Origin of the sequence: Brevibacillus borstelensis (assembly GCF_003710865.1) — a bacterium.
Classification (GTDB): Bacteria; Bacillota; Bacilli; order Brevibacillales; family Brevibacillaceae; genus Brevibacillus; species Brevibacillus borstelensis.
This window is the reverse complement of record NZ_RHHO01000012.1, coordinates 97,734-122,760: the sequence shown is the minus strand read 5'-3', so window position 1 is coordinate 122,760 and position 25,027 is coordinate 97,734. Positions and strand designations below refer to the sequence as shown.

Genomic DNA, 25,027 nt, shown 5'->3' with positions numbered 1-25,027 from the left:
AGGTACTACCTCCCGCTTGCTTTCTATGCCGGAAACGTACTACGATACTTTTACTATCCAAGATAGATGACTATTGGAGGCGAGAGCATGTCCGATAATTATACGAAGGTGTACACGGAAGAATCCTTTTGGGACAAAGTGAAGAAGTTCGCCAAAAAAGCGGGAGGAAAAGTAGTTTACGTAGCGCTGCTGCTCTATTACGCCCTGCAAAATCCCAAAACGCCTGCGTGGGCGAAAACGGTCATATTAGGGGCGTTGGGCTACTTCATCACTCCGTTGGATGTGGTGCCGGATATTACGCCGGTCGTGGGATATGGAGATGACCTGACAACGCTGATCGGAGCCTTGCTCATGGTCGCTGTCTATATTGACGACGATGTCAAAGGAAAGGCCCGCGGCAAGCTGACGGATTGGTTCGGGACGGAAGTGCTGGACGAACTTTCCGAGATCGATGAGAAGCTGAACAGCAAGAAGGAAGAGTAGGCTGACACAGCTTTCTTCCTTCTTCAGCCACGTAAACAAGAGGTTTTCTTTTCGAGTGAAGCGATATGGCCAGGATGATCGAAACCAAAACAAAACGATTGAATCTTGCGAATTTATTGATTAAAAATTTTTTATCGAACCAAGACCATTCCACTCCTTGCTTCCTGCATCCATGCAAATCTCGCCGAAGGATGGGTGAAGTCGAGCTTTTTATAAAAAAGACGGAGAGTGATTACCCGTGTCCACGATTTCCATCAAGCGTTTTCCGGAGTGTACGTTGTCTGAAATTACCGAGGCCTGGAACAGAGGATTTGAGGGGTACTTTTTCCCTGTCAATATGACGGTGGAAAACATGATTCAAAGGCTGGGAACCGAAGGGTATGCTGCTTCCCTTTCCGTCGTTGCCTTTGCAGACGGAGCGCCGGTGGGGGTTGTGGCGAGCGGTGTGAGAACGATTGGCGGAAAAAAGGTGGCCTGGAACGGCGGCACCGGAGTAGCGACAGAGTACCGGCGTCAGGGCTTGGGCAAAAGCTTGATGGAAGCCACACTTGCCCTGTACCGGGAAGCGGAGGTGGAGCTGGCCACTTTGGAGGCAGTCAGTCAAAACGACAAGGCGATCTCGCTGTACCGGCAGCTCGGCTATGAAGTGGTTGACAAGCTCTTGTTCTGGCAGCATAATGAAGCGTTTGCCAGCGCGCATCCGTTCGGCGATCCGGCCTCGCTTCCGTACCGGATTCGCAGGGGAATTCCGCAGGAGTCCGCTTCGCTTTCCTTTTCCCCGGCGAGCATTCCCTGGCAGAATCAGTGGCAAAGCCTCCGCGACGGTGAGGCTGTATTTGTGGAGGATGCCCTGGGCGAGACGCTTGGCTACGCCTTGTACAAACGGACCTTCGACGAGGAAGGAAAGCTGGCTGCGATCACCTTGCGTCAGTGTGCATATCACCCTGACCGAGCGGATGCGGAGGACATCGTTCGTTTTGCGCTCGCCCATGCCTACGGGCCGCTTGACTATACGTGCCGTAGGGGAACCTTTAATTTCCCGGCCTCACAGGAAACGGTTCTTCGGGTACTGGAGGAAGCGGGATTTGCCCCATCAGGCAATGAGCAGGTATTCATGACCCGTCAGATGGAGAGAAAAGGCTGACTGGCTTTTTCATTGCTGACAGCCTGTGCAGTAGAACACTTTGCGGGATGACCATATGTCCTGTGTAATCGGATGAGCGCAACGGGGGCACGGCTCGCCTCCGCGATCATAGACGCGGCAGTGTTCATTGTAGCCGCCCGTCAGACCGTCTCCGCGGAAAAACGGCGTTTCCATGTAGCCGCCGTGCTCCAAGGCATCGTGGAGGACAGCCTGCAGCGAGTGAAACAGCCGTTTTTCCTCTTCCGGCTGGAGGGAAGGGATGCGGCGGAGCGGCAAGATCCCTGCGTGATGACAAAGCTCGTCGGCATAACAGTTGCCAATGCCGGCAAGCACATGCTGATCGACCAGCGCGGCTTTCAGAACGCCGCGCTTTTTCTGTATCAAGCGGGTAAACTGCTCTGCGGTAAACAGGGGGTCGAGCGGCTCGGGACCGAGCTTCGCCAACCGGTTTTCCGCTTCTTCCTGCGTCAGCAGATGCAAGTACCCGAGGCGCAGCCCGTGAAAGTAGAGAACGTGCCGTCCCACTGAGATCGTCATCTGGGCAGTCCGGTCGAGCTTGTCCTCCGCGGTCCCCCAGTACAGAAAACCGCCGAGCATGAGATGCAGCAACAAAACACGGCCCGATTGCAGCCGGAACAAGATGTGCTTTCCTCTGCGTTCGACCGTGGAAAAAGCAGTGCCTTTCACATGCTCTTCAAAGGCCGCTGCGGGTATATTGATCGTTTTCTCCCGCTGCACGCTGACATCTGTAATCGCCTGTCCGGTTAAACGCTCCTGCAGCAGTCTGCGATAGGTCTCCATTTCCGGCAGCTCCGGCATTTTCGTATATCCCTCCAGTCTGTTTTCCCCGTTCTGTTTCAAAGCGTCTGTCTTCTGCGTCCTGCCTCAGAGCGTCTGCGTGCTACTCGTCGTTGCCAAGCTCCAGGCGGTTTAGCAGCACATCCTCGACTTTCAGCAAATGGTGGAGCATTCTCTGCTGCGCCATCAAGGCGTCGCGTTCGCGGATTGCCCTGTAGATCAAGACGTGTTCCTCGTACAGTCTTTCCGTGCTCGCCCTCTCGCCAAACAGCCACATTTTGCGGGTGTTCCGCATGCTCTTCGTCATGGCTCCGGAGATCGTCTTCATCATGTCGATCAACAGCCGGTTGTGACTGGCCTGCGCGATCGCCTGGTGAAAGTCGATGTCGGCCTGTTCGCTCGCCTCTTCCGAATCGGTGCCTGCCCTCATGTCATCCAATGCCTGTTTGAGCGCAGCCAGGTCGTCTTCTTCCCATTTTCGCGCAGCCAGACCGGCACTCCCGACCTCCAGGATTTTGCGGACTTCCAATAGCTCCAGAATGTCTTCGGAACCCATCAGGATGGTAGAGAGGGGAGCGGTCAGGCTGGACGTTTCAAACTTGCGGATAAAGGTGCCCTCGCCTTGCTTTATATCCACCAGGCCCATCGCCTGCAGGGCGCTCAATGCTTCTCTGACCGCAGATCGTCCGACCTGGAATTTTTCCGCCAAAGCCTGCACGGAATCCAGTTTATCCCCGGGCTTTACCTGCCCCTCCATTATCATTTGCTTTAGCTCGTCGGTGACGGCTTCATATATCTTTTTGTTGGATATTTGCTGAATTGGCAATGTGCTTCCACCCTTTACCTTGTGCTGAAATCATTTTACTATACGGGAACCCCCGAAGCATCTGCCTCAGGTTTGTCTAGTAAAACAGTGTCGATGCGGAAAAAGATCACAGCCGCGTATAGTTGGTTTGCTTCCGTCACATCTTTTTTCGAGGAGAGCATGGCTGGATGCTGGAAGCTGTCTCGAAACTATATTTTGGGAATATTCAGTCGTATAGTCATCAGATGAGTGAAGACGAGAGCAAAGTATCAAAAATTGACTTTGTGATTCTTTAAAATAGATTCAATATTTAGGTATATATGATAAACTGGTATGTAGCAAGGGTTTTTCAGAAGCAGGCCAGGCAGTATCGGCGTTCGCTGCCTGATGGACAACGGCTGGAGACTTGGTGTTTCTACTTGCCAAGCGTTACTATTTGACAAAAGTCATCAGATGACCTGATCACTAAAACGGGGGATTAGACATGCTGGATACAGAAATTCGCAAAAAGCTGTCAGCGATTGTAGGAGAAAAATATTTGCTCGACACGCCGAATGAACTGTACGCGTATTCCTATGACGCGACGCCCATCCACCAAGCCATGCCGGATGCGGTGGCGATGCCGGGCAGCGTAGAAGAGGTGTCGGCTGTGCTTAGGCTGGCAAACGTTCACGGCATACCGATCATACCACGCGGCTCGGGGACGAACCTCGCAGGGGGGACAATCCCTGTCGAGGGCGGCATCGTCATGAATATGAACCGGTTCAACCGCATTTACGAAATCGACAAGCAAAACCTGACGGCAACGCTGGGACCCGGTGTCGTGACTGCCGACCTGCATCAGGCAGTCGAAGCGGAGGGCCTGTTTTATCCGCCCGATCCGGGGAGTATGCGGATATCCACTGTCGGCGGAAACATGGCCCAGTGCGCAGGCGGGATGAGAGGACTGAAATACGGGGTCACCAAGGACTACATACTGGGGCTGGAATACGTCCTGCCGTCCGGAGAAGTGCTTCGCTGCGGCGGAAAAAACATGAAGGACGTGGCCGGCTATGATATGACGAGACTGATGGTCGGCTCCGAAGGTACACTCGGCGTCATTACCGAGATTACGGTAAAGCTGCTTCCCCTGCCGGAGACGAAGCGGACGCTGGTCGCCTACTATACCAACCTCGTCGACGCAGCCAAGACAGTGGAAACAGTGATTGCCTCCAAGATTATTCCGGCGACGATCGAGTTTTTGGACCAGTCCACGATGAAGGTCGTCGATGACTTTGCCAAGCTGGGCCTGCCTTTGGAGATGAAGTCGATGCTCTTGATCGAGCAGGACGGGCCGGAGGAGCTGGTCGTCCGGGATATGGAACGGATCGCGGAGATCGCTAGGCAGCAGGGGGCGGCCGAAGTCAAATTGGCGCAAACAGCCGAGGAGGGAGCCAAGCTTCTGGCGGCCCGACGTTCAGCTTTGGCGGCGCTTTCCCGGCTGCGTCCTACCACGATTCTCGAAGACGCGACAGTGCCCCGCTCCCGTTTGGCCGAGATGGTCGAAGAAGTGGAGCGAATCGCTGAAAAGTACCAGGTGCAGATCTGTACGTTCGGTCACGCAGGGGACGGGAATTTGCACCCCACCTGCATGACCGATGAGCGGGACAAGGAAGAGATCCACCGGGTAGAGCAGGCGTTTGAAGAAATTTTTCACGCCGCGATTCGCCTGGGCGGAACAATAACCGGGGAGCACGGCGTAGGGATGGCCAAGAGGAACTACCTCGACCTGAAAGTAGGTGCGGGCGGCATCGAGCTGATGAAGCGGATCAAAGCCGCTTTTGACCCGAACAACATCATGAATCCCGGCAAAATGTTCGCAAGCAGCGGCCGGCGCAGAGTGGTGGTGAAACGATGAGCAAGACGACCAGTCAGGAGCTGCTGTCGAAATTCAACATGGACGAGATCATGAACTGCATGCACTGCGGTTTTTGCTTGCCGGCCTGTCCGACCTACCGGGAAACGGGCCTTGAATCGCACAGCCCCCGCGGGCGCATCGCTCTCATGAAAGGCGTTGCCACCAGCCAGCTTTCCGTAGACCCGGAATTCGAGAAAAACATGTACGCCTGTCTTGGCTGCCGTGCGTGCGAGACGGCTTGTCCGGCGGGGGTCCCTTACGGCAGTCTCGTGGAAACGGCGCGGGAAGTAGTCGAGGACAACAAAAAAAGCGAAGCCACACCGCCTTTTCTTCGCCAGCTCGTGTTCGACAAGGTATTTCCTTATCCGGAGCGGATGCAAGCCTTGGGTACGGCTCTATGGGCAGCTCAAAGCGCAGGACTCCAAACAATGGCCAACAAGACCGGGCTGATCAACATTCTGCCGCGGGAGCTTGCAGAGATGCAGCAAGCGGTCGACAAAATCGCTTCCCCGAGGGAGCGCAAGCAGCGGGAAAAAGTAATGAAAGCGGAAGGAAAGGCCGCCCTGAAGATCGGGATGTTTACGGGCTGCATCATGGACGTGATGTTTTTCGAGACGAATCAGGCGACGGCAAGGCTTTTGACAAAAGCGGGCTGTGAGGTCGTTTTCGTGGAAAACCAGGTATGCTGCGGGGCGCTGCACGCTCATGCGGGAGAAAAGGAAGGGGCAGTCGAGCTTGCCAAGCGCAACATGGAAGCGTTCGAGCGGGCCGGAGTGGACTTCGTCGTCAACAACGCAGGCGGCTGCGGCGCGGCGTTGAAGGAGTACCACCACTGGTTCCACGACGATCCCGAGTGGAAGGAGCGGGCCATGGCGTTTGTCTCCAAGGTGAGAGACGCAAACGAGCTTTTGGCCGAGCTGCCGCCGCTGACCTTTTCCAAGCCGCTCAACGTCCGTGTCACCTATCAGGATTCCTGTCACCTGGCTCACGGACAGGGCGTTCGCAACCAGCCGCGCCAGCTACTGAGGAGCATCCCCGGCGTCGAGCTGATTGAAATGACCGGTGCGGACAGCTGCTGCGGCTCCGCGGGAATTTACAACATCACCAACTTCGACATGTCGATGCAAATTCTCGACGGCAAGATGGAGCATGTAAAGGAAACAAAGGCCCGCGTAATCGTCACATCCAATCCCGGCTGTCTCCTGCAAATGAAAAAAGGCATCATGCGCGCAGGGCTGGAGGGGCAGATGGAAGCGGTCCACATCATGGATTTGCTGGCCCGGGCATTGTAAGGCTGATCAATTGGTTCCTCCGCAGGCCGCCAATTGCCAAGAAACAGACAAATGCGAGCCGTTTCATACCGTACGATCATAGTCCCGTTTCCGTTTGGACGGGACTTTTTGGTTTGCCCCTGTAGAAGATTACCAATACACCAGCAGAATCGGGTAATATAGTATAGGGGGAAAGACCCTCCCATTTACGCACGGACAGGAGATTATGGAATGCAAAAAGTGGAATTGATCGCAACGGCGACATTTGGCCTGGAGTCAGTGGTAGCCGATGAAGTTAGGGCACTGGGCTATCAGGATGTCAGAGTAGAAAATGGAAAAGTTGAGTTTACGGCAGATATTTCCGCGATTCCCCGGACAAATTTATGGTTACGAACGGCGGATCGCGTGCGTCTAAAGATAGGGGAGTTTCGGGCGACGACGTTTGACGAGCTGTTTGAGCAGACAAAAGCGCTTCCGTGGTCGGATTGGATACCGGCAGATGCGACATTCCCCGTCGAAGGAAAATCGGTAAAATCAACGCTGTTCAGCGTACCGGACTGCCAGGCGATCGTCAAAAAGGCAGTCGTGGAAAGTCTGAAAAAGACGTACAAGCAGGATTGGTTTGAAGAAAAGGGGCCGTTGTACAAAATCGAGGTAGCGCTTTTGAAGGACATCGCGACCTTGACGATTGACACGACGGGGCCGGGGCTCCACAAGCGCGGCTACCGGAGCCTGATCGGCGCAGCTCCCTTGAAGGAGACGATGGCGGCGGCGATGATTCTGCTGTCACGCTGGAAGCCGGACCGGACGTTGATGGACCCGATGTGCGGCTCGGGGACAATTCCGATCGAAGCGGCTTTGATCGGGCAAAACATCGCGCCGGGTATGAACCGGGAATTCGTTTCGGAAAGCTGGCCGACGATACCGAAGACGGCATGGCGGGAAGCGCGGGCCGAGACGCATGATCTGGCCAGATACGACCAGCCGCTGGAGATTATCGGAACCGATATTGACGAGGATATTTTGCGGGTCGCGAGACGGAATGCAGCCGAAGCAGCCGTAGATGAGCACATCCATTTTCAACAGATGGACGTCCGCAATGTCCGCACCAAGCGAAAGTACGGCTACCTGATCTGCAACCCGCCGTACGGCGAACGGCTCGGAGACTGGAAGCAAGCCGCCCGCCTGTATCGGGAGATGGCGGAGGCTCTGCGGACCTTGGATACATGGTCCATCTACATGCTGACCTCGGACGAGCAGTTTGAGGAGCATTTTGGACGCAAGGCGAGCAAGAAGCGGAAGCTGTACAACGGAAATATCAAGGTCGACTACTACCAGTTCTTTGGACCGCGGCCGCCCCGTCCGAACAAATCAGAAACCCCGGCGGATTGATTCGTTTGTTCAAAGGAACCGGGACGTCTCTTGTGGGGTAACGTAAGCAAATCAAACACAAAGCAGAAAGAAGCGCAATGGAGGAGAAAACATGGGTGTAAGACGATCTGCAGGGAGGGTAATGGCTGCTTTCCTGGCATTTTCATTGATGGCCACCTCGGCAGCCGCCGCCACGGGACCGACTGTTCCGACCGGCACCGCCCCTGAGCCGGACAAAAAGACAGAGGCGGAGCGCTTGCCTGATGAACAGGCGATTGTCTTTAGCGATCTGACGAACAGCTATGCCCGCGAGTCGGTCAATCATTTGGCGTCGCTTCAACTGATCAGCGGGAAAAAGGACAATCTGTTCCTGCCGCAGGAGGCTATTTCCAGACAAGACGTGTTCGTTTTGCTGGCAAAGGTGATGGGGGTACAACCCAAGCTGCCGAGAGAAGAGAAATACGAGGATGTGTCGATGAACAGTCCTTATGCGCCGTACATTTACGGCCTGACGGAACTTGGCGTGCTGAACGGACGCAGCGATGGCACGCTGGGGGCTGCAGATCCCCTGACCCGGCAGGAGATGGCCGTCATTTTAGACAGGCTTTGGAAGGCGGGCAGTGGTCCGAAGCAAATACTGGGGAAGGAAGCGTACGACGACGAGGATGAAATCGCCGACTATGCCAGGGAAGCGGTAGCATCCGTCACCGCCCAAGGCTGGATGAAGGGAGCCAATGGCGCATTCCGTCCACAGGGACAGGTGACGAGAGGAGACGCTGCTGTCATCGCGGAGCGCGTCTGGAATGCCCGTTATCAGCTGGCGGAGAAAGTCGATTTTGCCGTCAGCAAGACAAAGCTGACGGTGATGGCTGGCACCAGCGAGCGCGTAGAGGTCACACGCCCGAGCGGAGGAGCCCTGCCGTTTACCCCGGTCTTCGCGTTTGACCACCCGGAGCTCGGTACGATCTTGCCGGACGGCACCTTCGTCGCCGGTCCCTCTGCCGGGAAAGGCACACTGACGGTAAACGTCGGTTTCAAACAAGTGACGATTCCCGTGGAAATAACGAATGCGCCTGTCGAGCCGAAGAAAGACGAGGCAAAAGGACAGGATGCAAAGGGAACGGCGGAAGGAAAGCAAGCCGCTGACGCCAAGGAATCTGGCAACGCCGCGAAAAAAGCGGATGCGGATGAAAAGCAGGCGGAATCCAAAAATGGACAGGCATCCGAGAAAACGGGAACGCCTGATTCGGAAAAGAAAGAACAAGCTAGTACAACCGACACGGCAGCATCCGAGCTTGCGGGAGACAGCCAGTCCCAAAAGGCGGAGAACGGCAAAAAAAATGAAGCGGTTGGTTCGCAGCCGGGCAGCGGCCAGGAAGCCAGCAGCAAGGGTAGCGACAGCAAAGCTGCCGGAAGCGAGGATACTGGAAGCAAAGAAACAGGCAGCAAAGAAACCGACAGCATGGATACTGGAAATAAAGATACCGAAAGCAAAAATGCCGAAAACAACGATAATGATAGCGAAAACACCGACAGCGATGTCGATCAGCCTTCCGAGGAGGACGAGCTGGTCAATCTCGCCCCGGGGAGCTTCACATCCGTAAAAACGTTTGGAATGGCAGATGCATTCTTCCAGGAAGTCGAAAAACAATATCCCGGCCCAGTCGGCGGCTTGGTCACGCCTTCCGAGACATGGACGGGCTACAATCGCCAATTTGGCCGAAAGGTGACGGTTGTGCTGCCGGAAGCCAAACAGCTGGAGAGAGTAACGCTCACGCTCAAGCATCAAAGAACCTCAGGAATCACCATTCCGGAGTGGATGGACGTGGAAGTGTCCCCTGACGGGAAAGCATGGTATTTTGCCGGAAAAGCAAAGCACGATGTATCTCAGGCGGAGGATGCTGTAGTTGAGCGGACGCTGGCCGTTACGCTGCCGCAGGTGGAGACCCGCTATGTACGGGTATCCTTCCCGGTAAAGGTGTTTGCCTTCGCCAGACAGCTCGAAGTATGGGGCAGGGATGGCAAGGGAAGCGCAGCGCCGCCGGTGCTGCTGCCATTTGCCAACCAGACCGATCCCCAAGCGGTAAAACCGTTGCCTCGCCGAGTAGAGAACATGCTTCTCGCCTATACCGGTGAACACGGCGAACGGGGAACCTGGACAAAGGAAGAATTCCTCCCGATGGTCGGCTACCGAACCACAGACGGGTACATGCGGGATCAGATGTTTGATACGATCCTCTTCCTGCCGTACCAGACCATGCCGGCCACCAAGGACAGGTGGAAGCAGTATTTGGATGATTTGTACCGCTCCAACCAACAGCTCGACGCGCTGAACAGTGCGATGCGAGAGTTCAACCGCTTGCGGGGAACGCTGTATGCATCGCCGACGATAGAAAATGTCGTATTGGCGCTGCCGTACCCCAATTCGGCGCAAACGGACTTCGGCGTGATCGATCCGAAAAAAGGGTCGCTTTCCTTCAACGCCAAGCAGGTGGGCGAAGAGCAAGCGTACCAAAACCGCAAGCAAGCATTGGAATGGTACTATGGAGAACTGAAGAAGCGCTGGGATCAGGCTGGCTTCCAGTACCTGCGACTCGACGGCATCTACTGGTTCCATGAGCTGGTAGAAGACGGAGCTCCAAAGGAACGAGACCTGATCCGCCACATGGGCAGCATGGTCCACAACGATTCGCTGCGATATTACTGGATTCCTTATTTCGGGGCGCCAGGGCTCAGCGAGTGGAAGTCCCTGTATTTTGACAATGCGTTCCTGCAGCCGACCTACTACACCGACAAGCCGGTTCCGCTGGAGCGTATCCAGGGAACGGTGGAAGTGATGCAAAAGTACAGCATGGACGTCGAGATCGAAGGGGACGACCGGATGTACCGCGATCCGAAGTTCTACCAGCTGTACTACAACCAGTTGATCGCGGCGCGCAAAGCCGGTATGGACAAAAATAATATTCACGCCTATTATTTTGGTTCGAAAACGCTGCTGATCGCCGCGAACAGCGATGATCCTGTGATCCGCGCTATCTATGATGACACGTATAAGTGGATGCGAGGAAAGTTTGAGCAGGATGAGTATTATCTGCCGGAAGAAATTCCGGTGAACAAGTAGATTTGTGAACGCTGAAAAAGGTCTGCCTCCGAAGGGAAGCAGACCTTTTAGCAAGTTTTAATAAGAGCTGATTTCATTGTAGTTTTCGTCGTACGCTACGATTGTGGAAAACGTTTTAACACCGAGTCTAACATCAAAGTAGTATTTATAATTATCGATCATTATTATGGAAGATTCATTATTTGGGTATGTAATTTGAACCGATTTGATCCTGCTGTCATTAATTACTCCGCAAATGATTTGGAAATTAGTGTCTTTATTTCGCAAGCCTCCTACTACTTGCAGTTTTGTAAACGGCGAGTTAACATCCATCTTTGCTATTTCCAGATGAACAATCTCCCAGTTGTTTTTGTTATGTTCAGCATAGAATGAACCTTCAAATCGTTCCTCATTCTTATTAAAAATAAATTGTCCAAATCCAGATTGTTCGATATATGAAACCTTCACAACTTTGAAATCTTCAACTTTCGAACCTATTTTTTCGTCTGTCTTTTGATGAACAAATGAAATTAGCGCTTGGTCTTCATCTGTAAAACTAATCGTTTCTGGACTGGTGTTTATTTCTTTAGGTTGACATCCTAATAAAAGCAGAAATAACAGTACAGTATAAAATAATTTAGTTTTCATTAAATTGGTTTCCTCCTTAAATAAAAGTGGGGTTTCCCCCACTTTTATTTATACATAGCGGCAAACATGTAAATAATACCGGGTCCTTCAACCTCACTAATTGCGTATTGCTTCCAGCTTGCCGAGGCTCCAGCGTTAATGGATAATCCCAGAAAACTAGCAGAAAATGCCTTAGATACTCTTGCTGTCGCTGGTTGGTAGGATTGAATGTAACTTGAGATCCCTTTGGCATAAGTAAAAGGGTTTTTTACAGACTCTTCTGTAATTTCTACAACTCCGTAACCTGCTGCGGCACCACTAGTTGCTGATGTATTCGTGCTTACAGCATCATCTAATATATTTCCGGGGGTATTGTTATTGTTTAAATAAAAGTGATGGACTATCGCTACTCTAGAGTAACTAATACCTTGTTGAAACTCCCACGATGGACCTGTGACATAGTTTCCCGACTTATCAGGAGTTGTATGTGTGTCAATATATGTCGAATAATTCCACGGACCAGCAATGTGAGGTAGTAATTGAGCTGCTGCTAGATCTTTTGTTAGTTCTTTATATCTTTGAGGGTCTGTTTCAGATGTGTTAAAACTAGCTCTAAAAATGGTACCATCAGCAAATTTTATTTCATATTGATCTTTAAGTTTTCCTTTTTTTTCTATCCCTATCAATTATTTTCTGGGCCTCTTCCATTCTATCTGCTTGTTTTGCTAAAGCAACTAATTCCTTTTTCCATACTGCTTTGTCTAGATTGCGAATTCTTTCTTTGTACTCACGGGGATGAGAATTAACATATTCTTAAGTAACATCACTTAAATTATATTTATTTTCAGATTCACTATATTCATCAAGAGAGAACTAAACACCCTTTCCAAAAAATATTTTATAATTGTATAATATTGGTAATAAACAACAATATAAACCATTTATTGTATAATTTTCAATTAGCATTTTGTTACTTGATTTGTTTATTACAAGTCGTTAACTTTGTCTCGGACAAGTAGAAAGGACACCATTTACAAGGTAAGATAGTTAAGTAGAAACAAGAGGGACTAACTCCCTCGGAAGACAAACCCTCTTGTTTTAATCTAGTAGCCTCATCTTACAGGACACGCCTGGCATCTCTTATTATATTCCTACTTTGCTTTGCTCGTCTTTTACCCTCCATACCCCGATGTTCTTTCAATACCACCACCCTCCGGTATCAACCGGAACATATACACATACAGCAAAGCACTCAACAGCGAAATACCCAAGATAATCGAGAAGACGCCGAGCGGCGACAGCCACTCGGACAGACCGATGGCGAGCGGCGCGATAAACCGGCCGATGGAAAATTGCAGCGATGATGCTCCCATGTACTGACCCCGGGCGTCCTCAGGCGCATATTTGCTGATAAAGCTCTGCACGACCGGCGTGCGGATCAATTCGCCCAGAGTCAGTACGAACATACAGCCGAACAACAGCCAAATGTTGTTCGTAAAAGCCATCAGGAACAGGCCAAAGCCGTACAGGACGGAGGAGAGGATCAGGCTGTTCCGGTCGCTCCAGTGCTGAAACCAGCGGGTGACAGGCAGGGTAAACAGCACGACCAAAAGACCGTTCAATCCCATCAGCCAGCCAAATGCGGATGTCCCCCCGATAGAAAAGGACCAATCTCCCCACCAGACCAGCGGCTGACTGGGCACGTGCTCTTTTACGTACAGTGCCATGTACAGGTCCAGCTGCATGAAGGCGATGGCTACCAGAATGCCAGCCAGAATGTAGATGGCAAACGGTTTGTCTGTAAAAATGACCGCATAGCTCCGGAACTGTTCTTTCAGCGAAAAACGCTTGGCCGGCGCGGCCTCTGCCTTGCCGATGAGAGAAGGAAGCGTCTCCCGGATCAAAAAGAAGAGCAAGACCCCGTAGACAAATTCCACGATGGTACAGGCGAGCAGCAGTTCAAAGCGGTAGTGGACAAAGAAGATGGAACCGAGCACGGGACCGGCGACAACCCCGATGTTCATCGCTGTGTAAAAGGTGGCGAAGACTACGCGGCGCTCGTCTTCCGTTGTCAGATCGGCCACCATGGCAGAGCTGGCGGGCCAATACATCGATCCGGCCATCCCAATGCCGATAAAAGCCACGTAAGTCATCCACGGCGAAGACGAAAATGCAAACAGTGCAAACATGACGGATGATGAAAAAATGGCGATCAGCATGGTCTTTCTACGGCCGATCCGGTCTGCCAGATACCCGCCGGCCAGATTGGCGACGATGCCGAGCAGCGGAGGAACCATCAGCAGCAGTCCGGCTACATCCTTACCGAAAACATCGCTGAAATATAAGGCCATGAAGGGAAAGTACATCCAGAAAAACGTATGCGTAATCAACTCGCCGAACAGGCGGACCTTTAGGTTGAGGTCCCAAGAACGCCAATACATGAAAATTTCCTCCAATCTCTCAAAGAAGCTCGTTTCGCATCTGCAGGTGCCCCGCCTTTGTGAGGGGCTGATTCTCTCCTGGTTCGGCTTGGATTATGAAAAAAAGCGCAAACGGAGGAGTGTGAAAACCTCTTCCGCTTGCGCTTTTTGCGTCTGGGTCGGGATACTGGGACGGGGTCTTGGGGTACGCGAAAACAAGGTACGTATCCCGTACGCAGAATCGACAAAAGAACGGTCTCGATTCTACACCGAATGTCCCAGATCAGAAAAGACGGAAGCGGGTTCAGGCATCCTGCAGCTTCTTGCATTCAGATAGGGTTTTGTCAGGGGTGAGGACCCCTGGACAAGGTCCCCAATCTAAATCGTAGAAACTACAGAAAGCAACATGAACCAACACTCCCGTCTTTCAAAAATTTTTTGCCAGATTGACTCTTGTTGACTAGAATACTCCACTGTCGGGAAAAAATGCAAGAAAATTTTTTTGTTCTACGGGTGAACCTCGATCATACCTGGATGGTCCTCTACGACGTCCGCGATGATCCGGGCCCACTCTACTCCATTTGCATGCAGGGTTTGCAGCAGCCGCTCGCCATCAGCAGCAGGCAGGCTGATCAGCAATCCCCCGGAGGTGACGGCGTCGCAGAGGATCAGCCGGTCTGTTTCGTCCAATGCTTCCGGGAAACGGACGCGGTCCGATACCCAGCGGAAATTGGATTTGCTGCCGCCCGGGACGATGCCCTGTTCAGCCAGCTCGCGGGTACCAGGCAAGACGGGCACTTGTGACTGGCGGATGCGGATGCCGACCTTGCTGCCTTCCGCCATTTCCAGCGCATGCCCCATGAGGCCAAAGCCGGTCACATCCGTGCAGGCGTGCACGGGAAAATCGTGCATGCATTCAGCGGCCCGCTTGTTCAGCGTAGCCATGATTTCCATGACCAGCTCTGTCTTCTCCGGAGAAAGAGCTTCGCGCTTGATCGCGGTCGTTTGGATACCCACACCGATCGGCTTGGTCAGGATCAGCACGTCACCCGGCTTGGCCCCGGCGTTGGTCAGCACGCGGGAAGGGTGGATGATACCGGTAACCGCAAGACCGAATTTTGGCTCCTGATCGTCGATGGAGTGGCCGCCGACGAGCACGGCACCCGCCTCTGCGACCTTTTCAGCGGCGCCGCGCAGGATGTCCGTCAGAATCGAAGGGTCCAGCTTGTGAATGGGAAAGCCGACGATGTTCATGACCGTCAACGGTTTTCCGCCCATGGCAAAAACATCGCTGATCGCATTGGCAGCAGCGATCTGGCCGAACCAGTACGGATCATCCACGATCGGGGTGAAAAAATCGAGCGTCTGTACGATAGCCAAATCGTCAGTCAGTTGGTAGACGCCGGCATCGTCCGAAGTCTCCACGCCGACCAAGAGACGCGGATCGCGCTCTGCAGGCTTGGGCAGATTTTTGAGTACAGACGAAAGGGCGTCAGGGCTGATCTTGCAGCCGCAGCCTCCCTTTTGGGTAAGAGCAGTAAGCTTGATGGTTCCAGACATGTTATGACCTCCTGACCAGCGAGGAATAATGATAAGATAGAAAAAACAAACAAGCTGATACATTCAGGATACCAGAAGCAAGGGTGACATGACATTGCAAGATATAACCGTAGAAGAGATGCTGCATCGGGGATACGCCAATCTGATCGATGCCCGTTCCCCCGGGGAATTTGCCCGCGACACGATCCCGGGAGCGGTCAATATTCCATTGTTTAGTGATAGTGAACGCGCACAGGTCGGAACTGCCTATAAGCGTGAGGGACAAGCAGCGGCTCAGTGGCTCGGCATGCAAATTGTCTCTCCCAAAATGGAGACGCTGATGGAAGCCATCCGGCAAAGGGGAGAGGAGACGGGGGAACCGCCGGTGATTTTTTGCTGGCGGGGCGGGATGCGCAGCAGGGCGATGGCGACCTTCTCCACGTTTGCCGGTGTCCCGGTCCGCCGACTGATCGGAGGCTATCGTGCGTACCGCAAGCATGTGGTTGGCACCATAGAGCCGTATGAGCTGAATCGGCCGGTCTTCCTTTTGCACGGCATGACAGGAGTCGGGAAAACAGAGCTGCTGCGCCATTTGGAGGCATCCGGCTTGCCTGTCCTCGACCTGGAGCGAATGGCAGGCCATCGCGGATCGGTATTTGGGCACATCGGCAAAGGAAAGCCGGCGAATCAGAAGATGTTTGACGCGCGTTTGTTTGAAACGCTGCGAAGGCTGAAGGATGCGCCGTACTTTGTCATGGAAGCGGAAAGCCGGCGGATCGGCAATGCGCTGCTCCCGCCGTTTTTGCTCCAAGCCAAGGAGCAAGCTGTCCACATTTTGTTGACGGCTCCTCTGGAGGTGCGGGTTCAGCGTCTTTATGATGAATACGTGACTCCCTTTTCCTGGAGACCGGATTTTGCGGAAAAAATAAAAGACGCCTATCTAAAAATCGCCCGCCGCATTCCTACCGCGCAGGCAAAGCTGTTGACGGAGGCTCTGCAAGCCGGTGATTATCGCCAGGCGATCGCGTCGCTGCTGGTCCATTACTACGATCCTAGGTACCAAAACAAGCAAAGGGATTACGTAACAGAAATACACGAATGCGTAGATGCCGCCGATCTGGAAGCAGCAGGAAAAAGCATCCAGGCACTAATTGAAAAATATCTGCCAGTTCGGTAAAGTTATTTTTATCAAACTATGGTGCAGGAGGAGATGGGATGCTGGACCCACGCATAGTCAAGCTGGCGGAAAACCTGCTGAATCACTCTGTTCGTTTGCAGGAGAAGGAATGCTTGTTGATAGAAATTCGAGGAGAAGGGCACCCGCTGGCAAAGGAATTGGTTAAACAGGCGTATGCCAAGGGAGCGTATCCGTTTGTCCAGATCATCGATCCGTCTATCGAGCGGGAGCTGATGATGGGGACGGATGAGGAACGAGCGTCGTACATGCTCAAATGGAACGAGCCCAAATTCAAAGACATCCAGGCCTACATTGTGATCAACGGTCCGACGAATGACAGCGAGTCCGCTGATGTTCCCGTAGATCGCCGCCGCGCCCATCATAAAGTGGTGCAGCCGCTCAATGATTACATCGTTTCCAACGTGCGCTGGACACTGCTCAACTACCCGACCCCGTCCATGGCCCAAAGCGCCAATATGTCGACGGAAGCATTTGAGGACTTTTACTTTGACGTCTGTTCGGTGAATTATCAAAAGATGCACGAAGCTTTCCTGCCACTCAAAGAGCGGATGGAGAGAACAGACAAGGTGAGATTGACCGGACCGGGGACAGATTTGACGTTTTCCATCAAGGGAATTCCAAGCATCATCTGTGCAGGGGAGTTCAATATCCCGGACGGGGAGATATATACGGCGCCTGTGCGTGATTCGGTCAATGGAACGATTTCCTTTAACGCAGCGACATCGTATATGGGCACCCGCTTTGAAAACGTCAAGCTGACCTTTGAAAACGGGAAAATCATAGAGGCAACCGCCAATAACACCAAGCGGCTGGGTGAAATCCTGGACAGTGACGAGGGAGCGCGTTATATCGGCGAGTTTGCCATCGGGGTAAATCCGTATATCCTCCACCCGATGAACGATATTTTGTTTGACGAAAAGATCGCTGGCAGCTTTCACTTTACTCCCGGCCGCGCCTATGAAAACGCGGACAACGGCAACCGCAGCCAGGTGCATTGGGATATGGTCAACATTCAGCGCCCTGAGTACGGCGGCGGTGAAATCTGGTTTGATGACGTGCTGATTCGCAAAGACGGATTGTTTGTACTGCCTGAACTGCAAGGATTAAACCCGGAGAATTTGAAAGGGTAAGCGGGCAGGTGCAGAAATGAACGCATGGCCATTTCTCTGATGAATTTCAAAGCCAAATACGGAACCTCCCGGATGCTGCCATCCAAGTGGCTGTTCGGCGAGAAGCTTGGTTAAAACCTCTTGTGCGAGCAAGGGGTTTTCTGTTTTTTGCATATGGGGCATCCATTCTACAGGTTCAAGCAGTGGCCAATGGCTGTCACGACCCGGCAAAGTCTTTTTGTAACTTTATAAACAAAAATGTTTACAAAATAACACCTCTAAAATATACTTAATATACAAATAAGTTTAAAAAAGAGGTGTTTACCATGACCCGCTTGCTTTGGAAACATCGTTTGCATATGTTTTTTGACGGAAACCTCATTGGTCGGGAGTACCACGCAGAAGAAGGATATGTCACGCAATGCCTGGAAATGGGGCAGGCAAAAGCAGCCGTCGACTTTGACCGGTGCATAAGCGATGTTGTACTCCGCTTTTGAACAAAGCGGTCAACTGGCGCTTGCTCATCATCTTCCGATACAATAGGAGGAAATGAGAACGAAAGCAGGAGATGGGCTTGAGCAAAAAAGGCTGGCTGGAATATGAGGTGGCAGAAGCGGACGCAGGGCTTACTGTCGAGAGCATCGTCCGGGAAAAACTCCATGTCTCGGGGAGAATGCTGCAACGGCTAACGAGGAGCAAGGGAGTGCTCCTGAACCGGAAGCCCCCTTTTCTAAAAAGGGTGGTAAAAGCAGGGGACAAGGTAGCGGTCAGGGTTCAAGATCAGCCCGGGCAGGATGCTTCACCGCAGCAAGCAGCCCAGCGAAAGCAGGGGAAGAGCGTTGAAGCGGCTTTACCTGTAGAGATTTTGTACGAGGATGAGCATCTGCTGGTCGCAAACAAGCCGGCAGGCATGATGGTCCATCCCGTCAAGCAAGATCAACAAGGCACACTGGTTCATGCCCTTGCCGAGTATTTGCGGGAAAAGGGCGAGCCGGACCGCGTCCATCCGGTACATAGGCTTGACAAGGAGACCTCGGGAGCCATTTTGGTGGGAAAGACCAGCTACGGGCATCAGCTCGCTGATCGATTGCTGCGCGACGGGAGCTTGCATCGGGAATACCTCGCTGTCGTCTGCGGGCGTCTGGAGGAGGCGAACGGTACAATTAGCGCTCCTATCGGGCGAGACCCCCGCCATCCTACCCGCCGCAAGGTAACGGAACGGGGGGAGGAGGCTGTCACCCATTACGAGCTGGAGGCCTTTTCTGCGGATACCAGTCTTGTCCGGGTATGGCTGGAGACCGGGCGAACGCATCAAATCCGCGTTCATTTTCGCCACATCGGGCATCCGCTTGCAGGAGACGGCATGTATGGCGGCAGAAGGGACTTGCTCAGGCGTCAGGCCCTCCATGCCAGCAAGCTTTCCTTTCCGCATCCGATTACCGGGCAGGAGATCGTTTGCGAGGCGCCGCTACCAGATGACATGAACGAATTGATAAAAAGGGAGTACAATCTGGCAAATCGTTAGTTTTTGGAGCTGTTGACCCATACGGTCAGCAGCTTTTTTCATTGATGTTGACAGGAAATGAAAGAGACCCTGCATTTATACGTTTCACGTATGGCTTACAGCTCCGCTAAAAAAGCCCGGGTCCAAAAACCCATTTGGAACGCATGCAAGTATTTACATGCATGCAAAGCTCCGTTATAATGGGTTTGCTAATTATTGCCATGTGAAAGCAAGTGCTTGCATGATACGGAGGTAACAAAATGGATAAGCCGGATCACGAAAAAATCCAGAGCGGGAAAGGAGATGAACAGGAAACGAGGGAACGGATTTTGGCTGCTGCCCGCCAGCTCATGTCCCAGAAAGGCTACAAGGGCGCAACCACTCGCAAAATCTCCGAGCTGGCCGGCGTGAATGAAGTGACGATTTTCCGCCATTTCAAAAACAAGGAGCGGATTCTCATCGAGCTTTTGGAGGAGATGACCGAGATTCGCCCTGCGCTGGAAAAAGCGATTCACGCCTGCGGCCACGACGTCAAAGCGATGCTCATGCACTACGGCGAAGCCTATTACAACGCGCTTGTGGAGCGAAAGGAAGTTCTGATCATCTGTCTGATCGAATCGCAGAATCACCCAGAGGTTTTCAACCTGCTCAGCCGCATGCCGCAGATCGCCGATGAGATGCTGAGCGAAAAGCTGCAGGAGATGCATGAGGCCGGACTTCTTCCCAAAGGAGACTTTGCGACCGCAGCCCACATGTTTGTCTCGGCATTCTTCCACTCTTTTTTGGCAAGGCATTGGGTGAAGGTAGACTGCGACAGCTTGATCGATATACCGACAATGACGGAAAGCAGTGCAGACATTCTGCTGCGCGGCATCGGCAGCCGATGAAATTTTGCCAGTTTTCAGTTGTATATGATGAAAGCACGTAGATGAGCGGACATATAGGGGAATGGAGTGGAGGGTCACATGAGAAAACAATGGCTGTCTTTTCTCGCAATCGCCGGGCTATTGGCGACGACGGCTTGCAGCAGTCAGGAGCCTGCTGCGGAAGCTGTGTCCGAAGTAAAGCAAGTAGAGCTTGCCGTGGTGAAACAGGAGCAGGCGGTGAAGGTAACCGAGCTTTCCGGCACATTGCAGCCGCTGGAGGAAGCGCTCGTCTCGTTCGAGGTAGCTGGACGGATCACCGAGCTTGCCAAAAACGAAGGTGACACTGTCAAAAGGGGTGACATCCTGGCTCGTCTGGACGGCAGCGATTATTCGCTTCAGGTCGCTTCCGCCAGTGCCACCGTTCAGCAAACAGGAGCCACGCTGGAAAAGGTAACAAAGGGAGCACGCGAGCAGGAGATCGAGCAGGCGCGCCTGGTTGTGGAAAAGGCGACGATCGCCCATCAACAGGCGGAGGACGACTTCAAACGGATTGAGGCGCTGTACCGGGAAAAGGCCATCTCCCAGAGCGAGTACGAGACTGCGCAAAATCGCGTAAATGTTGCCCTGACGGATTTGCAAAACGCCCAGCAAGCCTTGTCGCTGGTTACGCAGGGCGCTCGCGCCGAGGACAAGACACTGAGCCAGGCGAGCTACCATCAGGCCGTGATCGGCAAAGAGCTGGCTGCCAGTACGCTGGCCAAAACCCAGCTGCGCGCTCCGATCGATGGCACGATTATCGCCAAGCTCGGATCGGCGGGCTCCCTGGTCGGTGTGGGAAGCCCCGTTTACCGGATCGGACAGATCGATACATTGAAGGTCGTGCTGCCGGTTCCAGACCGGGAGATTTTTGCCTGGACGGAAGGTGAGGCCATTACGCTTGAGCTTTACGGGCAAAAGCGGGAGGGCAAGGTGGTGAAAATTCACCCGGCCGCCAACCAAAGCACGGGGACCATCGGTGTCGAGGTACAAGTGAAAAACGAGAAGCACGACTGGTTCGCCGGTCAGGTCGTGAAGGCGACCAAAACGGTGCAAGGAAAAGCAGGGCTGTACGTGCCGGTCGAAGCGGTGATCAGCCGAGGGCAGGGCGAGGCCCACGTCTTTGTCGAAAGCGCCGGAAAAGCGGTGAAAACCCCGGTGACGATCGGCGAGATCAACAGCAACAGACTGGAGATCACCAGCGGGTTGAAGGAAGGGGACCGACTTGTCGTCAAAGGAGTAGACCAGTTGTTTGACGGCGATCCGATCGAGGCGGCAGGAGGACAACCACAGTGATTGAATACATCGTCCGCAAACGAAAAATCACGCTCTTGTTCTTTACAATGGTCGTCCTGATCGGTTCTCTTAGCTTTTTCCAGCTCCCCAAGCAGGAGCAGCCCGACATCATTGTCAATCTTGCCACTGTCACCACGATTTATCCGGGTGCTTCGCCAGAGAAAGTAGAGCAGACGGTCACCAAGAAGCTGGAGGAAAAAATCAACGAGCTTCAAGGCCTGAAATACGTCTCGTCTGTCTCCGGTCTGGGCGTGTCGAGCATTATCGTGGAGACAGACGGAGATGTCGATCCCAAACAAAAGTGGGATGAACTGCGCAAAAAGGTAAAGGATGCCGAGGCTGATTTGCCGGAGGATGCCAAGCAGCCGATCATCAATGACGACCTGAACCGCACCTTCGTCCAGACGCTCGCGATCACGGCTGACACCCGCGAAGAGCTGTACAGCCTCAGGTCCACCCTGAAGTCGTGGAAAGAACAGCTCCGCACGATTCCCAATGTGGCAGACGTGACCATCAAAGGCTTGCCGGACGAGGAGATCCAGATTCAGGTGGATACGCAAAGGCTGAGCCAGTACGGGCTGACCTGGGGCCAGGTGCTGATGGCGGTCAAAAAGGAAAACGAACGGATTCCACTCGGAGATTTGACGGCCGATAGCCGCACATACCAGCTCAAGCTGGCGGAAAGCCAGGATGTGGAGGCTTTAAACGACGTCATCGTCTCCCGGACACAGCAGGGCTTCCCGATCTATCTGAAGGATGTCGGTAGCGCCATGCTCACCACAGAGCAGATCGAGTCGTATTCCTACTTCAATGGCAAGCCGTCTGTATCGATCAGCATCAACGCCGAGACAGGCAGCGACGTACCGTCCCTGCAAAAGCGCGTCGACGAGATGGTGAAAACGCTGGAGAAGTCGCTTCCCGCATGGGCGCAGAAGCATTCCATTTACTCGCAAAAGGAACGCGTCGATGAGCTGTTCGGGGATCTTTCACGCGAGATGCTGATCGCCGTTTTGGCTGTACTGTTGGTATGTACACTGGGATTGAACCTGATCACTTCTTTTGTGGTAGCGCTGGCGATCCCGATCTCGCTTGCATCGGGGTTGTTGTTCCTGCCTTCCATGGGCATCACGCTGAATATGATTTCGATTGTCTCGCTGATCATCGTGCTGGGGATTCTCGTGGATGATGCCGTGGTCGTCAATGACAACATCGAGCGGAGGCTGTCCACGCTGGGCGAAAAACCGCTCCCGGCAGCAGTCAAAGGCGCAAAAGAGGTGTCCATCTCCATCGTCACGGCAACGCTTGCGACAATCGCTTCCTTCGGTCCGCTGTTGTTCATGAGCGGAAACGTCGGACAGTTTATCCGGCCCGTGCCTGTGATTATTTCCTTGACGATGCTCGCTTCGATGCTCATGTCGCTGACGATTATCCCGATATTCCGGCAGTGGTACGAACATCGCCGCAGAGGCGGAGTCGAAGGGTACCGGAAGCCGCCGGGGCTGCTCGGCAAGCAAATTTTCCAATTGACGAACTGGTACGCGGGCAAGCTGATGCCGCGGATTTTAAAACGGCCCGTGCTCGCGGGCATGGTCGGCGTTTTGATCGGCACCAGCGCCTACGGATTGATCCCGCTGACACCGATCCAGCTTTTCCCCAACGACGAGCGGCCGCAATTTCTCGTCAACGTCCGTCTGCCGGTCGGGACCAGTGTGGAGGAGACGGACCGGGTCGTACGGGGAGTGTCGGACTGGATCCAAAAGCAGCCGGGGATCGAGTCGGTCGCCGCTTACGCGGGCGGCAGCGCCCCCAAAATGTTCAGCGGCGATACCGAAATCGGCGAGGGCATCACGCTTGGGCAACTGGTCGTCCGCTTTGACAAGTCAAAGGTAAAGATTGAGGATATGCTGGAGCCTTGGCGCGAGGAGTTTAAAAAGCTCTATCCGGAAGCGAGCATTTTGCCGAAGCAGCTGGAAGCAGGTCCCCCGGTCGGCAAGCCTGTTGTGATCCGGGTATATGGGGAAGACATTCCTACGCTACGTTCGTTAGCAGGGGATATCAAGGACCGGATCGCCAAGCTGGAAGGCACGTACGACATTCAGGACGATTTCGGAATCGAGCGGTACACCCTGGAGTTTGTGGTGAACCGGGAGCTGATGAAGGAAAAGCTGGTCAATTACAACGATCTGTCGCAGACGCTCCGCCTCGCCAGCGAAGGCATCACCGTCAGTCAGTTCGATACGGGGGCGGATTTGCTTGACATCAAGCTGTTTATGCAAAAGGGAGCGGCCGATCCGACCGTCCTATTCCAGCGACTGACCGTAACCAATGCGGCAGGCGAGCAAATTCCGCTGTCCCAGCTAGCAGAGGTCAAGCCCACTTTCAGCACGCAAAAAATCCCGCACCGGAATCTCTCGCGTGCCGTGACGATTACGAGCGACCTGCGAGGCCGTACGGCGACAGAGGTCATGGCTGAAATCAAGCCGCTGCTCGAATCCATTTCATTCCCTGAGGGGTATCGCTGGGAAATCGGCGGCGAGACTTCGGAGCAGACGGATATCTTTATCGACATGGGGAAACTGTCGGTCATCGTCCTTTTCCTCATCCTGATTTTGATTGCGATGCAGTTTTATTCGCTCAGCATTCCCGTGCTGGTTCTCAGTACGGTGTACCTGGCCTTTGCCGGAAGCTTGATCGGGCTGTTCGTCACGCAGACGCCGCTCGGCTTCATGACGATGATGGGGGCGATCTCGCTATCGGGGATCGTGGTGCGAAACGGCATTGTGCTGATCGAGTTTATCGAAGAAGCGCGGCATGCAGGCGCGGAACTGAAGCAGGCCGTGATCCAGGCCGGAGAGGCGCGTCTGCGTCCGATTTTGCTGACCTCGCTTACGGCTGTGGCGGGCCTGACGCCGCTCGCGCTGTTTGGGGACGTACTGTTCCGTCCGCTGGCGGTCACCATCATCTTCGGATTGATCTTTTCCACGCTGCTGACGCTGATCGTCGTTCCGTCTTTCTACACAGTGCTCGCGGAGCGGAAGGCCAGGCGGAAAGCCAAACTGGCAGCCAAGCGGCCTGATCTGTACGGGCCGGAGGCGGAGCTGGAAGGGTAACGAAGTTTCGATACGTAAAAGCATCGAATACAAACAGGCACCGAATACACTAGTACCGAAAACAAACAAGTACCGAATACAGCAAAGATGCTTTTATCACTTTGCGGCGGGCTTCTGCTCCTAAGGGACAGAAGTCCGTTTCTCTTTCAAACGCGAGCCTCCCCGAATGAAGGCACACAAGTACATAGCTCGCTGGATGTCGAAGGGAAAATAGCAATGGCAAAGCCTGTTATTTTCATCCCAAGGCATATGATATAATCCCGATAGAGGATGTTCAAAAAGTCCGGGAAAAGCAAGCTGCGAATTTATGATGTGGTCCGACTACTGTCATGTAATGCCGCGACGTATGTGGGAGAGGCGCAGGTCCGAAAAAGCTGTTGTCCACCCATCCGCGTATACATAGCATCTGCATATACAGCTTCACCTGCGCTCCGCACATACAGGCTCAGCATA

At 53.4% G+C, this 25,027-nt stretch carries 19 protein-coding genes; 13 read left to right on the top strand and 6 right to left on the bottom strand.

Annotated features, from left to right (window positions below):
- Positions 1-87: 87 nt before the first annotated feature.
- The gene (locus EDM54_RS06855; protein ID WP_003388518.1) at positions 88-483 is read left to right on the top strand and encodes a YkvA family protein; all 396 of its coding nucleotides are present in this window, start codon (positions 88-90) and stop codon (positions 481-483) included.
- 238 nt (positions 484-721) lie between these two features.
- Positions 722-1,627 carry a GNAT family N-acetyltransferase gene (locus tag EDM54_RS06850; protein ID WP_122957969.1) on the top strand — a complete coding sequence of 302 codons (906 nt, stop codon included), beginning with the start codon at positions 722-724 and terminating at the stop codon, positions 1,625-1,627.
- A gap of 9 nt (positions 1,628-1,636) precedes the next feature.
- Here the strand turns inward: EDM54_RS06850 and mutM are convergent, their stop codons facing one another.
- Both mutM and EDM54_RS06840 read right to left on the bottom strand, forming a co-directional pair.
- Complete coding sequence (gene mutM, locus EDM54_RS06845; protein ID WP_122957997.1) at positions 1,637-2,446, bottom strand: bifunctional DNA-formamidopyrimidine glycosylase/DNA-(apurinic or apyrimidinic site) lyase; 810 nt, start codon at positions 2,444-2,446, stop codon at positions 1,637-1,639.
- An 82-nt stretch (positions 2,447-2,528) separates the two neighbouring features.
- Entirely contained in the window at positions 2,529-3,251 is a 723-nt protein-coding gene (locus EDM54_RS06840) for a FadR/GntR family transcriptional regulator (protein ID WP_024983724.1), read from the bottom strand.
- A 463-nt stretch (positions 3,252-3,714) separates the two neighbouring features.
- On the opposite strand from EDM54_RS06840, the gene EDM54_RS06835 reads away from it, so the two are divergent.
- From EDM54_RS06835 to EDM54_RS06820, 4 genes are all read left to right on the top strand, one after another.
- The gene (locus tag EDM54_RS06835) at positions 3,715-5,127 is read left to right on the top strand and encodes an FAD-binding oxidoreductase (protein WP_122957968.1); all 1,413 of its coding nucleotides are present in this window, start codon (positions 3,715-3,717) and stop codon (positions 5,125-5,127) included.
- Complete coding sequence (locus tag EDM54_RS06830) at positions 5,124-6,419, top strand: (Fe-S)-binding protein (RefSeq protein ID WP_031932560.1); 1,296 nt, start codon at positions 5,124-5,126, stop codon at positions 6,417-6,419. Before EDM54_RS06835 ends, EDM54_RS06830 begins: the two co-directional genes overlap by 4 nt.
- Before the next feature lie 210 nt (positions 6,420-6,629).
- Positions 6,630-7,790: a THUMP domain-containing class I SAM-dependent RNA methyltransferase gene (locus EDM54_RS06825; protein WP_031932561.1), complete on the top strand. Its 1,161-nt coding sequence runs from the start codon at positions 6,630-6,632 to the stop codon at positions 7,788-7,790.
- A gap of 91 nt (positions 7,791-7,881) precedes the next feature.
- The gene (locus EDM54_RS06820; protein ID WP_255320286.1) at positions 7,882-10,890 is read left to right on the top strand and encodes a DUF4855 domain-containing protein; all 3,009 of its coding nucleotides are present in this window, start codon (positions 7,882-7,884) and stop codon (positions 10,888-10,890) included.
- A gap of 57 nt (positions 10,891-10,947) precedes the next feature.
- Here EDM54_RS06820 and EDM54_RS06815 read toward each other — a convergent pair whose 3' ends face one another.
- From EDM54_RS06815 to selD, 4 genes are all read right to left on the bottom strand, one after another.
- Positions 10,948-11,517, bottom strand: coding sequence for a hypothetical protein (locus tag EDM54_RS06815; RefSeq protein WP_024983728.1), 570 nt, complete (start codon positions 11,515-11,517; stop codon positions 10,948-10,950).
- A gap of 44 nt (positions 11,518-11,561) precedes the next feature.
- A complete protein-coding gene (locus EDM54_RS06810; protein ID WP_003388507.1) occupies positions 11,562-12,182 on the bottom strand; it encodes a hypothetical protein in 621 nt (206 codons plus the stop codon).
- Between the two features lie 486 nt (positions 12,183-12,668).
- A complete protein-coding gene (locus EDM54_RS06805) occupies positions 12,669-13,937 on the bottom strand; it encodes an MDR family MFS transporter (RefSeq protein WP_122957966.1) in 1,269 nt (422 codons plus the stop codon).
- Positions 13,938-14,423: 486 nt separating this feature from the next.
- Positions 14,424-15,476: a selenide, water dikinase SelD gene (selD, locus tag EDM54_RS06795; protein ID WP_122957965.1), complete on the bottom strand. Its 1,053-nt coding sequence runs from the start codon at positions 15,474-15,476 to the stop codon at positions 14,424-14,426.
- A gap of 88 nt (positions 15,477-15,564) precedes the next feature.
- Between selD and mnmH the strand changes: the two genes are divergently transcribed.
- The 7 genes from mnmH to EDM54_RS06765 all read left to right on the top strand — a co-directional run bounded on the left by mnmH (position 15,565) and on the right by EDM54_RS06765 (position 24,574).
- Positions 15,565-16,632, top strand: coding sequence for a tRNA 2-selenouridine(34) synthase MnmH (gene mnmH, locus EDM54_RS06790; RefSeq protein ID WP_122957964.1), 1,068 nt, complete (start codon positions 15,565-15,567; stop codon positions 16,630-16,632).
- 38 nt (positions 16,633-16,670) lie between these two features.
- A complete protein-coding gene (locus EDM54_RS06785; RefSeq protein ID WP_003388501.1) occupies positions 16,671-17,783 on the top strand; it encodes an aminopeptidase in 1,113 nt (370 codons plus the stop codon).
- 305 nt (positions 17,784-18,088) lie between these two features.
- Positions 18,089-18,259 carry a hypothetical protein gene (locus tag EDM54_RS26400; protein WP_170208343.1) on the top strand — a complete coding sequence of 57 codons (171 nt, stop codon included), beginning with the start codon at positions 18,089-18,091 and terminating at the stop codon, positions 18,257-18,259.
- A gap of 71 nt (positions 18,260-18,330) precedes the next feature.
- Positions 18,331-19,287 (top strand): RluA family pseudouridine synthase, encoded by a 957-nt coding sequence (locus EDM54_RS06780; protein WP_081924370.1) that lies wholly within the window; start codon positions 18,331-18,333, stop codon positions 19,285-19,287.
- A 239-nt stretch (positions 19,288-19,526) separates the two neighbouring features.
- Positions 19,527-20,153, top strand: a complete 627-nt coding sequence (locus tag EDM54_RS06775; protein WP_003388499.1) for a TetR/AcrR family transcriptional regulator — start codon at positions 19,527-19,529, stop codon at positions 20,151-20,153.
- 78 nt (positions 20,154-20,231) lie between these two features.
- Positions 20,232-21,464, top strand: a complete 1,233-nt coding sequence (locus tag EDM54_RS06770) for an efflux RND transporter periplasmic adaptor subunit (protein ID WP_003388498.1) — start codon at positions 20,232-20,234, stop codon at positions 21,462-21,464.
- The gene (locus EDM54_RS06765) at positions 21,461-24,574 is read left to right on the top strand and encodes an efflux RND transporter permease subunit (protein WP_122957963.1); all 3,114 of its coding nucleotides are present in this window, start codon (positions 21,461-21,463) and stop codon (positions 24,572-24,574) included. Before EDM54_RS06770 ends, EDM54_RS06765 begins: the two co-directional genes overlap by 4 nt.
- Positions 24,575-25,027: the final 453 nt, after the last annotated feature.